Here is an 11,331-nt window from a genome sequence, read left to right on the forward strand (position 1 = left end):
CCGGGTCGGAGAAGCGGAGGCGTACGTGGCCGCCGGGGATGAGGCGCTTGAGCTGCTCGGCGGTGCCTTCGGCGGCGATCTTGCCGTTGTTGAGGACGGCGATGCGGTCGGCGAGTTGGTCGGCTTCTTCGAGGTACTGGGTGGTGAGGAAGACGGTGACTCCGCCGGTGACGAGTTCGCGGATGATCTGCCACATGTTGTGGCGGGAGCGGGGGTCGAGGCCGGTGGTGGGTTCGTCGAGGAAGATGATGCGGGGGTCGCCGACGAGGGTCATGGCGATGTCGAGGCGGCGCTTCATGCCGCCGGAGTAGGTGGAGGCGGGTTTTCCGGCGGCTTCGGTGAGGTCGAAGCGTTCGAGGAGTTCGGCGGCGATGCGGCGGCCTTCCGGGGTGGGCAGGTGGTGGAGGTCGGCCATGAGGAGCATGTTCTCCTCGCCGGTGATCAGGCCGTCGACGGCGGAGAACTGTCCGGTGACGCCGATCGCGGCGCGGACCTTCTGGGGGTCGGTGGCGAGGTCGTGGCCGGCGATGCGGGCCTCGCCGCCGTCGGCGGAGACGAGGGTGGAGAGGATCTTGACGGCGGTGGTCTTGCCGGCGCCGTTCGGACCGAGCAGGGCGAAGACCGATCCGGCCGGGATGCGGAGGTCGATGCCGTCGAGGACGACTTTGTCGCCGTAGGACTTACGCAGTCCGATGGCGGAGACGGCGATGGGCGACGGGGACGAACCGTCGGTGTGCCTGGGCGTGGGCATGACAGGCGAAGGCATGGAGCCCTCCCGTTCGAAGGGTGAGGTCACTGGGTGAGGTCACTGGGCGAGAACGCTGAGTGAGGTCGCTCAGGTGGAGTCGCCGGAGTGAGGGCGTTCACGGAAGCGGCGGGTGTGGCCGCCGGGGGTGACCGGCGGCGCGGGTGAGCCGGCGCGAGGTCAGCCGCGGGCGCGGCGGATGTCGATGTTGCCGTGCCGGGTGCGGGCGCGTACCTCGACGGTGTCCTCGGTCTCCGCGGGGCTCTCGGACGCGGTGAGCGAGTTGCGTACCTGGCCGGAGCCGGAGTTGACCTCGAGCCAGGCGGCGGTGCCCTCGCGGATGCCGACCTCGATGGCCCCGTAGTTGGTCTCCAGCTGGACGGTGCCGCGGACGACCTCGCCGACGCGCAGGGTGCCGTGCGCGGTGGTGGCGACGACCGAGGCCTCGGCACGCGCGATGTCGATGTCGCCGTTGGCGCCGCTCACCCGCAGGTCGCCGGTCGCGGTGCCGACCGTCGTGGTGCCGTGCGAGTTCTTCAGGACGGCGGGACCGTCGACGAGGCCGACGCGCAGGCTGCCGGAGCTGGTGGTGATCTCGGCCTTGCCCTCGACCCGCTCCACGGTGATCGAACCGTGGGACGCCGTCAGGTGCAGCGGGCCGGTGGTGTCGAGGCGGACGTCACCGGCGGAGGTCTTCACCCGCACCTCGCCGAGGCGGCCCTCGCCGAGCACCTGGGCCCAGGCGCCGGTGAGGTCGACGCTGGAACCGGCGGGGAGCTCGACCGTCACGTCGACGGTGCCGGTGCGCCCGACGAGGTAGCGCTGCTTGGGCGTCCTGATGGTCAGGGCGCCGCCCGCGTACGAGACCTCGGTCTGGTCGGCCGTCTTGACGTCCTGGTCCTTCTTCGGGTCGCGGGGCCGCACCTCGACGACGGTGTCGACGCGGTCGCCCGCCGTGAACTGGATGGAGCCGGCATCCACGCGCGCCGTGGCCGAGATCGGTTCGGGAGTGTCGAAAGAAGGCATGGCTGTCCCGTCCTCTTGGGTCTTCGGTTCGTCCCCGCTGGTGGGACGTGGTGTGGGTGGAGTGGTGCGGGCTGGGAGGGGCGGGCTAGCGCACCCATCCCGTGAAGTTCTGTCCGACGGTCCTGGCCTTCTCCGTCGTACGCGGCCGGGCGCCGCCTTCGACCGCGGCCGACACGGCGCGCACCAGCCACGCGTTGACCGACAGGCCCTCGCGGGCCGCGGCCTCCTCGGCGCGGGTCTTGAGGTGGGCCGGCAGGCGCAGGTTCACGCGGGCGGTGCCGCCCTCGTCGCCCTCGGCGGGAGCCGGGGCGGGGAGCGGTTCGGCGGCAGCGGTGGGTTCGGCGGGGGTGCCGGTGCCGGTGGGCGGCAGCGTCACCACGAAGTCGGGGTCGAGGCCTCGCAGTCGTACGTCGACGGATCCGGGGGCGAGTTCACGGGTGATCTCGTCCGTCGCCGCGGAGAGCACGTTGAGCATGGTCAGCCGGGCTGCCGACTCCAGGGGAGCGGTGAGCCTGTCGGCCAGCTCGCGGGCTTCCTCTCCGCCGGCTTCGGCGGCCACCGCGAGTTCGCGGCGGAGGGTGTCGACGTACGGGGTGAGGTCCATGACGCCATCATGGCACCATCATGGCGCCATGCGCAAGCGCTGATGGCGCCTCGTGGGTGGCGGAAGGGAGGAGCGAGCCTCTGACCTGCGCGAATGCGTCACGGGTGCGGCATGTGTCGGTGGTGTCGCGAGGGTCGCCATGGCGTCAGATGGCGTCAGATGGCGCCGGGTGGCGTCATGTGGTGCCACTTGGCGCCACTCGGTGGCGGTGTTCCGCGCGCTCGACCAGGGCGAGGTGATCGGCGAAGGGGTGCGCGGCTGTCGCTCGCGACCCTTGCTCGCCGAACAGTTCCGATATATCGTTGAGGCATCGCGACAGTTCGACGATGGATCCCGATGGAAGGAGCGTCGCGATGCGTTCACATGGACACGAGTACGGAAACGGACACGGAGCCGGTCGTGGAGGCTGCGGCCCCGGCCCCCGTGGGGACTTCGAAGGGCGGCGGGCCGCGTTCGGCCCCTTCGGGCCCGGGTTCGGCGGCGGCCCCTTCGGGGGCGGCTTCGGCGGGCGGGGGCGCGGCAGCGGTCGGGGGAGGGCGCGGCGCGGTGATGTGCGTGCCTCGATCCTGGCGCTGCTGAAGGACCGGCCGATGCACGGATACGAGATGATCCGCGAGATCGGCGAGCGCAGTGACGGGGCCTGGAAGCCCAGTCCGGGTTCGGTCTACCCGACCCTCCAGATGCTGGAGGACGAGGGGCTGATCACCAGCGCGAGCGAGGGCGGCAAGAAGCTGTTCACGCTCACCGACACCGGGCGCGCCGAGGCCGAGGAAGGCCCGGAGGCTCCGTGGGAGGAGGCCGGGCGCGGGGTCGACTGGGAGGCCGTGAACGAGATCCGGCAGGCCGGCTTCGGTCTGATGGAGGCGTTCGGGCAGGTCTGGAAGACCGGCACCCCCGAGCAGCGCCAGAAAGCGGTCGGCGTGATCAACGAGGCCCGCAAGAAGCTGTATCTGATCCTGGCCGACGAAGGCTGACCGGTGGGGGTGAAAGGACGTACGCGTGCGTACGGGAAGGGCCCCGCGGCGATGTGCCGCGGGGCCCTTCCGTATGTGCGGTCAGGCGACGAGGCCCGACAGCTTGCGCAGGGACTCGGTCAGCGCCGCCGTGGCCGAGTCCTTCAGCTTGCCCGCCATCAGGGACACCGCCGCACCGGTGAACTCGCCGTCGATCCGCACGGTCGTCGCGTCCCCGTCCGCCGCGAGCGAGTACCGGGTGGTGACGAGGACGCCCATCGGGCCCTTGCCCTTGATGGCGAAGGCCCGCTCGGACTCCAGTTCCTCGACCGTCCAGAGCACCTCGGCGGGGAAGCCCATCAGCTTCATGTTCTCGGTGAAGGTGGCGCCTGCCTCCAGAGGGGCGGGGCCGCCGTTCGGGAAGCTGGTGTGGGTGGCGTTCCACTCGCCGTACGAGGCGAAGTCCGTGAGCTGCGCCCAGACCTTCCCCGCCGGCGCCTCGATCCGTGCCTCCGCGCTGACTTCGGCCATGAGACCACCCCTTCACGCGTCCAACTGGGTTCCGGTGTCGCGGAACGTAGCCGGGCGGCCGTGAACATTCAATACTGATGAACCGTCAGTTCTGCGGTGGCCGGGCCCGCACCGTCGCCGATCCACCAGATCTCCGAGGCGTCGAAGCTGTCGGACGCCCGAGGCGCCCCGTCCTCCTCGTGGCAGTGGAACGCGGCCCAGAACAGATCGGCCGGCAGTGCTTCCCGGGGTGCGTACACCCGGTACACGTACTGCCGCCCGTCGAGCGCGAGCAGAGCCACCATCCAGAACACGACCGGAAGACGTGCTGTAGCGGGTCCGTGGTTGCAACAGGGGCGCGAAGCAAGGCGGCGCGCGCCCTCGGGGGTGGCTGGCGCAATCTCATCCGCAAGGAGGAGGAATCGTGCACCCGTGCCCGACTCCGGTGGGATGCGGACATGCTTCTCGCCGGTGATGCCCCGGCCGCCCTCGCCTGATGAGGTGGGAGGGTGCACAGTCCCGTCCCGCTCACCCCGCCCTTCCGGCAGCCCGTCGCCCTGCGCGCGGAGCTCACGTCCTTCCTGACGCCCTCGCTCGCGGCGGTCGTGACGGGCGCCCGCCGCAGAGCCCTCCGGGACGGCGACCGCCAGATCGACACCGCGCACCTCCTGCACGCGCTCGTCGAATCCGACCCCGAGGCCGGTGCCGCGTTCGAGGACGCGCGCCGACTCGCCCGCGTGCTCGGCTACCTCGCCCAGCGGTCCATCGGGTACGGCCTCCGCTGGCAGCGCTCGATCGAGGACTCGAGCGCCGGGCGTCTGCTCCCCGCCGTTCGCGGGTCCGAACCGCAGGGCGCCCGCGCCTCCGGCTGGTCGCCCGCGGCCGCCGTCGCCCTCGAAGGCGCCTTCCGTCGGGCCGCCGCGCGCGGCGACGACCGCGCGCGCGGCCTCGACCTGCTCGCCGTCATCGCCGCCGATCCGGAGTGCCGGGCCGCGGAGGTGCTGCGCCGCGCGGGTGTCGACCCCGCCGCGCTGGCCGCCGGCATCGACCGCCGGGGCGACGCGCGGATCGATGCGGGGCCGGGTGCCGGTACCGATGCGTTCATCATCGATGCGGGGCCGGGCGGCGGTGCGGGTGTGCGCATCGATGCGGGGCGGGACGGCGGTGTGGGTGTGCGCATCGATGCGGGGCCGGACGCCGGCGTGGATGTGTGCATCGATGCCGGATCGGAAGGCGGGCGCCGTGCGGCCGTGGACGCCGCTCTCGACGGCCGCGCGGAGGCCCGTGTGGACGCCGGTCCGGACGTCGGTCCGGACGTCCGTCTCGGTACGCGCGGTGAGGGCGCGTCTCAACAGGTGTAACGGGGGTTACGCACCTGACGGCGTCCTGTCATCATGGCCGGATGCACGCGTCTCAGGGGAGAAGCGCCGGCCTGGGACTAGCCCTGGCCTCGGCCTTCGCATTCGGTGGTTCAGGAGTGGCGGCCAAGCCGCTCATCGAGGCGGGACTCGACCCGCTCCATGTGGTGTGGCTCCGGGTCACCGGCGCCGCGCTCGTCATGCTGCCCGTGGCCTGGCGCCACCGGGACCTGCTACGCCGCAAACCCGCCCTCCTCGTGGGCTTCGGCCTGCTCGCCGTCGCCGGTGTCCAGGCCTTCTACTTCGCCTCGATCTCCCGGATACCCGTCGGTGTCGCGCTGCTCATCGAATACCTCGCGCCCGCGCTCGTCCTGGGCTGGGTCCGGTTCGTCCAGCGCCGCCCGGTCACCCGCGCCGCCGCCGTCGGCGTGGTCCTCGCCGCGGGCGGTCTCGCGTGTGTCGTCCAGATCTGGTCGGGGCTGAGCTTCGACCTCCTCGGTCTGCTCCTCGCGCTCGCCGCCGCCTGCTGCCAGGTCGGCTACTTCGTCCTCTCCGACCAGGGCTCCGACGAGGCCGGACAGGCCGATCCGCTCGGCGTCATCGCGTACGGGCTGCTCATCGGCGCGCTCGTCCTCACGGTCGTGGCCCGCCCGTGGGGCATGGACTGGGCGCTGCTCGGCGGCAGCGCCGACATGGACGGCAGCAGCGTGCCCGCGTGGCTGCTGCTCGGCTGGATCGTCCTGATCGCCACCGTCCTCGCGTACGTCACCGGTGTCATCTCGGTGCGCCGGCTGTCCCCGCAGGTGGCGGGCGTCGTGGCCTGCCTGGAGGCCGTCATCGCCACCGTCCTGGCCTGGGTCCTGCTCGGTGAGCACCTGGAGGCGCCGCAGATCATCGGCGGCGCGGTGGTCCTCGTCGGGGCCTTCATCGCACAGTCGTCGACGCCGAAGGCGTCTCCCGCCGCGCCGGTGGCGGGTTCCGCCGCAGGAGCAGCGGAGGCCGGGGGCGGGGTCGGAGACGGGACAGGTGACGGCGTCGGCGTCGGAGTCGGGGCAGGTGACGGCGCCGGAGCCGGGGCAAGTGACGGCGTCCGAGTCGGGGCAGGTGACGGCGTCGGTTCCGATGAGGGCGTGGTCGGGCGGGGTACGGAGTTGTCGGCCGGGCGGACCGCCTCGTAGGGTGACGCCCATGCATGCGACCGTGCTTCCGCCTCCCGCCGCCTAGCGCGCGCGGAGCCACTCCTCGACGAAGACCGGGCTCGGCCGGGCGACTCCTCGCCCCCGAGCGGTTCGTCGCTGCGCGCGCGGAGCCCAGCGACCACCTTTCCCTCCTGTCTTCCTCGGAGAAGTCACGTGTCGAACTCCTCGGGATCCGCCCTGTCCGTCGGGCGGAGCCTCTTCTATCTGATCGTCGCCGGAATCGCCTGGGGCACGGCCGGTGCCGCTGCCTCGCTGATCTTCCGGATCAGCGACATGGGCCCGCTGGCCCTGTCGTTCTGGCGCTGTGTCGGCGGGCTCGTCCTGCTGCTCGGCGCGCTCGTGCTGCGGCCTCGCCGCGCCGCCGCGCGTACCGCAGACGAGTCGCGCGGTCGGCGGACGGCCCGGATCCTCGGCACGGGCATCGGGCTCACCGTCTTCCAGAGCGCGTACTTCGCCGCAGTCCAGGCCACCGGCCTCGCGGTCGGCACGGTCGTCACCCTCGGCGCGGGCCCCGTCCTCATCGCGGTCGGCGCCCGGCTCGCCATGGGGGAGCGCCTCGGCCGCGGCGGAGTCGCCGCCGTCGCCGGAGCGCTGGCCGGACTCGCCGTGCTCGTCCTCGGGGGCGGCGCGGCCGAGGTCCGTCCGCTGGGCGTTGTCCTCGCGATCGTCTCGGCTGCGGGTTACGCCGCGATCACCCTGCTCACCCGGTGGCTCGGCCGCGACGGCGGCGGCGGCGACGCGCTGGCGACCACTACCTGGGCCTTCGCGATCGGCGCCGCCGGGCTGCTGCCGATGGCGCTCGCGGAGGGACTCGTACCGCACACGGACGCGCCGCTGAACGTCGTACTCCTGCTGGTCTACGTCGCGGCGGTACCGACGGCGCTCGCGTACGCCCTGTACTTCGCCGGGGCGGCCGTCGTCCGGGCGGCCACCGTGTCCGTGATCATGCTCCTGGAACCGGTGAGCGCGGCCCTGATCGCCGTCTCGCTGCTCGGTGAGGAACTCACCGCCGCGATCGTCCTCGGCACGCTGCTGCTGCTGGCCGCCGTCACCGGCCTCGCGTTCGCGGAGGCCCGGACGGCGGTGGAGGAACGCAGGCGGGAGGCCGCCGTGGCGGTCTAGGTGCATGGGTGCCCGCAGCGTTGTTGACTCGGCTGATCGGAGGCTGGTGACTCGGCTGCGGGCACGGGCGGACGCGGCCGGGCTGGTCACGTGGGAGGTCGACGTCGACTCCACGATCTGCCGGGCATGCGGTCGTCAACGAGTGCCTCTGACCTTGCTCGCCAGGCTCGGCCGGAGGGTGGTGCCTCCCGTGCTCCGTGCCCTCGTCTCTCCGTGCCCCCGCCACGTGCCCCGTGGCTCCATGCCCTGATGGTCCGGTCGTGTGGCGGCCGTCCGGTCGGCGTCAGCCGGTGGTGCGGCGGCGGAGCTGGTGGTCGCGGGCGGGCCCGTCGCCGCGGCCGGCGCGCTCGGCGAGCCGGGCCGCGACGCGGTCCTGGACGTCCTGCGGTTTGTTGCCCGCGTACTTGAACTTGGCGCGTACCTCGGTGACCTCAAGGTTCAGCACCCGGATCCCGGACAGCATGCGGCCGAACGGGGCCTCGCCCGGTGCGACCGGGGCGGTGCCTCCGTCCGGCTGGAAGTGGGCGACCTGGCGGTTGAGGAGGTCGGCCTTCTCCGCCGGGTCGTCGACCACGTGCGCGGTGCAGCGCAGCTGGACGGCCGCGTAGTACGAGGTCGGGGTGCCGTGCTCGGACGGCGCGCCCTCGGGAGCCGTCCACGGGCCCGGTACGAAGACGTAGTCGTCGACCACGCTCAGGAGCACCGTCGGGTTCGCGTCGAGGGCGCGCCACAGCGGGTTGGGCCGGGCGAGATGGGCGAGCACCCGACCGTGACGGCCGGGCTCGGAGTCGTACCGGAAGTGCAGCGGTTGCACCCACGGCGGTTCGCCGGGCAGGCCGTTGACGGCGAGCTGGCCGAAGTCGTGGCGGGCGAGCCAGGTGCGCCACTCGCCCTCGTCGTGGGCGGCGTCCCAGGGATGGATCAGCATCGTGGTCCGTCCGTCCTCAGAGGGCGGTGAGGTAGTCGGGCAGGCCGACGGCCGGGGCGAGGTCGTCGGCGGGGACCGGCGTACCGTAGCCACCCCGTACGGGGACCACGCCGGCCCAATAGGGAAGGTCGAGGTCCTCGGGGTCGTCGTTGGGGCCGCCGGTGCGGACCTTCGCCGAGACCTCGTCCAAGTCGAGCCGGATCACGGCGGTCGCGGCGAGCTCCTTGGCGTTCCCCGGGCGCGAGTCCGCGGAGCGGCCCGGGACGACGTGGTCCACCAGCGCGTCCAGGGCGGTGCGCAGCTCCTCCGGGTCGGTCACCTGGTGGGCGGTGCCGAGGACCACGACCGAGCGGTAGTTGAGCGAGTGGTGGAACGCCGAACGGGCCAGGACCAGGCCGTCGACGTGGGTCACCGTGAGACAGACGGGCAGACCGGGCGCCTCCACGCCGTCGCCCGCGGCGCGCAGCGGCCGCGAGCCCGTGGAGCCGTGGACGTAGAGCCGGTCGCCGACCCGGCCGTAGAGCGTCGGCAGGACGACCGGCGCTCCGTCGCGCACGAAGCCGAGGTGGCAGACGTACGCCTCGTCGAGTATCGAGTGGACCAGGGCCTTGTCGTACGAGGCCCGCTGACGGGAGCGGGTGGGCACGGTCCGGTCGGTCGGCGTGTACGTGGCGGCGGTGTCTGTGGGCGCGTTCATGTCTGTGGGCACGTTCATGTCGGTGGGCACGTTCATGTCGGTGGCGTCGGTGGCGTCGGTGGCGTCGGTGGCGTCGGTGGCGTCGGTGGCGTCGGTGGCGTCGGCCGTGTCGGCGGCGGCGGTCATTTGCGGGACTCCATTGCACTAGTGCATAATCATGTTTGTGCTAGGAGAGTATCGGATCGAAGGTCGCCGCGCATCGGACATTGCCGCCAGCGTCGAGCGAGGAGTCGGGACCGGCGCGCTGGAGACCGGTCAACTGCTACCGCCCATGCGGGAGTTGGCTCTGACGCTCGGCGTCAACGCGAACACCGTCGCCGCCGCCTACCGCACCCTGCGCGAGCGCGGCGTCATCGAGACGGACGGTCGCCGCGGCAGCCGCGTCCGCGCCCGGCCCGCCACGACCGCTCGCGGATCCCTCCGCGTGGACGCCCCCGCCGGGGTACGGGACGTGAGCAACGGCAGCCCCGACCCCACCCTGCTGCCGCCGCTCGGCGAGGCGTTCGCCGAGGTCGCGCGCCGGTATGCCGAACACCCGGGGCTGTACGGAGAGGCCCCCGTCGACGAGGAGTTCGGGCGCCTCGCGCGCGCCGCCTTCGACGCGGACGGCGTGCCGGACGGACCCATCGGCGTCGCCTCGGGCTCCCTCGACGCCGTCGAACGCGTCCTCTCCGCCCACCTCAGGCCCGGCGACGCCGTCGCCGTCGAGGACCCCGGCTGGGGCAGCCTCCTCGACCTCGTACCCGCGCTCGGGCTGCGCCCCGTGCCCATCGCCGTCGACGACGAAGGGCCCCTGCCGGAAGAGGTCGAGCGCGCGATCCGCCAGGACGGCGCCCGCGCCGTGATCGTCACCGACCGGGCCCAGAACCCCACCGGCGCGTGCGTCACCGCCGACCGGGCGCGGGCCCTCCGCCGCGTGCTCGCCGGCCACCCCGACGTCCTCCTCGTCGAGGACGACCACGGACACGGCATCGTCGCCCAGCCGCTCCACCCCCTCGCCGGCGTCACCCACCACTGGGTCCTCGTCCGCTCGGTCGCCAAGGCCTACGGCCCCGACCTCCGCATCGCCGCCTTCACCGGCGACGCCGAGACCGTCGACCGGGTGCTCGGGCGGCAACAGCTCGGCCCCGGCTGGGTCAGCCGGCTCCTCCAACGCACCGTCGCCCACCTCTGGGTCACCGGCGCCGTCGACCCCGCCCTCGTCGCCCGCTCCTACGGCAAGCGCCGTGACGGCCTCGTCCGCGCCCTCGCCCGCCGCGGCGTCGTCGCGCACGGCCGCAGCGGCATGAACGTCTGGGTGCCCGTCGCCGACGAGACGGCCGCCGTCGCGGGCCTCATGGCCGAAGGGTGGGCGGTCGCTCCCGGAGCGCGGTTCCGGATGAACGCGGGGGCGGGGGTGCGGGTGACGGTGTCCGGGCTTGCGGTGGGGGAGGTCGAGGCGTTGGGGGAGGTGGTGGGGAGGGTGGTGAAGGTGGGGCCGGGGAGGAGTTATGGGTGAGGGGGGTGGGGGGGAGTGGGGTTAGGGGTGCGGGGGTGTGGTTGTGCGGGGGCTGGGCTGGGGTTGCGCCCGTGTTTGTTGTGGGCTGAGCCCTCTCTGCCGCGTTCTCGTTCGTTGTGGGCAATCGTCCGCCAGGGGCGGGACGGGTGGGCACAACGGACGGCGCCCTTTGCCGGGCCTAGGCTTCCGGGCCTGAACCCGTACCGGGTGCGCGTCGCGGTATGAGTGCGGGTCTAGGCACAAGGGGGCGAGGCGCCGCCAAGGGCGCCGTCCCGTGTGCCCACCCGTCCCGCCCCAGCGGGACGATTGCCCACACGGGGGTGGGTGGGGGCGGCGGGCGCGGCCTACACGGGGGTGGGCAGGGGTGACCGGCGGGCGTAGCCCGCGCGGCGGCGGGCGGAGGGTGCGGTAAGCGCGGGCCCACGCAGGGCGGTGGGCAGCGGGCGCGGGCCCGTGCGGGGGGTCGGTGGGTGGCGGGGCGCAGGCAAGCGCGGGCGTCGATGGTGGCGGGCGGGGACAAGCGCGGGCCCACACGGGGTGGTGGCGGCCCGGGCAAGTGCGTGGGCAAGCGTGCGTCGGTGGGCGGCGGGCGCGGGTCAGCGCCGACTACGCGGGAGTGGGCGGCGGGCGCGGCGCGCACGGGGGCGGAGGGTGGTGGGCGCGGGTAAGCGCGGGCCCACGCGGGGGTTGT

12 protein-coding genes are annotated in these 11,331 nt (G+C 73.2%); 5 read left to right on the top strand and 7 right to left on the bottom strand.

Going from position 1 to position 11,331, the window contains the following annotated elements; genetic code table 11:
* From MRBLMG1_RS34805 to MRBLMG1_RS34815, 3 genes are all read right to left on the bottom strand, one after another.
* Window positions 1-766: ABC transporter ATP-binding protein (locus tag MRBLMG1_RS34805; protein WP_367828154.1), on the bottom strand; the 766-nt coding region annotated here is incomplete at its 3' end.
* A gap of 159 nt (window positions 767-925) precedes the next feature.
* Complete coding sequence (locus tag MRBLMG1_RS34810; RefSeq protein ID WP_367828155.1) at window positions 926-1,771, bottom strand: DUF4097 family beta strand repeat-containing protein; 846 nt, start codon at window positions 1,769-1,771, stop codon at window positions 926-928.
* An 85-nt stretch (window positions 1,772-1,856) separates the two neighbouring features.
* Window positions 1,857-2,375 carry a toxin-antitoxin system HicB family antitoxin gene (locus MRBLMG1_RS34815; RefSeq protein ID WP_367828156.1) on the bottom strand — a complete coding sequence of 173 codons (519 nt, stop codon included), beginning with the start codon at window positions 2,373-2,375 and terminating at the stop codon, window positions 1,857-1,859.
* A gap of 353 nt (window positions 2,376-2,728) precedes the next feature.
* Between MRBLMG1_RS34815 and MRBLMG1_RS34820 the strand changes: the two genes are divergently transcribed.
* Entirely contained in the window at window positions 2,729-3,349 is a 621-nt protein-coding gene (locus tag MRBLMG1_RS34820; protein ID WP_367828157.1) for a PadR family transcriptional regulator, read from the top strand.
* An 81-nt stretch (window positions 3,350-3,430) separates the two neighbouring features.
* Here the strand turns inward: MRBLMG1_RS34820 and MRBLMG1_RS34825 are convergent, their stop codons facing one another.
* Together MRBLMG1_RS34825 and MRBLMG1_RS34830 are read right to left on the bottom strand one after the other, a co-directional pair.
* The gene (locus MRBLMG1_RS34825; protein ID WP_367828158.1) at window positions 3,431-3,859 is read right to left on the bottom strand and encodes a type II toxin-antitoxin system Rv0910 family toxin; all 429 of its coding nucleotides are present in this window, start codon (window positions 3,857-3,859) and stop codon (window positions 3,431-3,433) included.
* 68 nt (window positions 3,860-3,927) lie between these two features.
* Window positions 3,928-4,152 (bottom strand): hypothetical protein, encoded by a 225-nt coding sequence (locus MRBLMG1_RS34830; protein ID WP_367828159.1) that lies wholly within the window; start codon window positions 4,150-4,152, stop codon window positions 3,928-3,930.
* A gap of 195 nt (window positions 4,153-4,347) precedes the next feature.
* On the opposite strand from MRBLMG1_RS34830, the gene MRBLMG1_RS37420 reads away from it, so the two are divergent.
* From MRBLMG1_RS37420 to MRBLMG1_RS34845, 3 genes are all read left to right on the top strand, one after another.
* Window positions 4,348-5,199, top strand: a complete 852-nt coding sequence (locus MRBLMG1_RS37420; RefSeq protein ID WP_414721709.1) for a Clp protease N-terminal domain-containing protein — start codon at window positions 4,348-4,350, stop codon at window positions 5,197-5,199.
* A 41-nt stretch (window positions 5,200-5,240) separates the two neighbouring features.
* Complete coding sequence (locus MRBLMG1_RS34840; RefSeq protein ID WP_367828160.1) at window positions 5,241-6,374, top strand: EamA family transporter; 1,134 nt, start codon at window positions 5,241-5,243, stop codon at window positions 6,372-6,374.
* A 174-nt stretch (window positions 6,375-6,548) separates the two neighbouring features.
* The gene (locus tag MRBLMG1_RS34845) at window positions 6,549-7,517 is read left to right on the top strand and encodes a DMT family transporter (RefSeq protein ID WP_367828161.1); all 969 of its coding nucleotides are present in this window, start codon (window positions 6,549-6,551) and stop codon (window positions 7,515-7,517) included.
* Between the two features lie 283 nt (window positions 7,518-7,800).
* Here MRBLMG1_RS34845 and MRBLMG1_RS34850 read toward each other — a convergent pair whose 3' ends face one another.
* Window positions 7,801-8,445: an FMN-binding negative transcriptional regulator gene (locus MRBLMG1_RS34850; RefSeq protein WP_367828162.1), complete on the bottom strand. Its 645-nt coding sequence runs from the start codon at window positions 8,443-8,445 to the stop codon at window positions 7,801-7,803.
* A gap of 16 nt (window positions 8,446-8,461) precedes the next feature.
* Window positions 8,462-9,142 carry a pyridoxamine 5'-phosphate oxidase family protein gene (locus tag MRBLMG1_RS34855; RefSeq protein WP_367828164.1) on the bottom strand — a complete coding sequence of 227 codons (681 nt, stop codon included), beginning with the start codon at window positions 9,140-9,142 and terminating at the stop codon, window positions 8,462-8,464.
* Window positions 9,143-9,305: 163 nt separating this feature from the next.
* Here MRBLMG1_RS34855 and MRBLMG1_RS34860 point away from each other — a divergent pair, with 163 nt between their 5' ends.
* Window positions 9,306-10,640, top strand: coding sequence for an aminotransferase class I/II-fold pyridoxal phosphate-dependent enzyme (locus MRBLMG1_RS34860; protein ID WP_367828163.1), 1,335 nt, complete (start codon window positions 9,306-9,308; stop codon window positions 10,638-10,640).
* Window positions 10,641-11,331: the final 691 nt, after the last annotated feature.

Source organism: Streptomyces sp. LMG1-1-1.1, from assembly GCF_040815545.1.
In the GTDB taxonomy this organism is placed as follows: domain Bacteria; phylum Actinomycetota; class Actinomycetes; order Streptomycetales; family Streptomycetaceae; genus Streptomyces.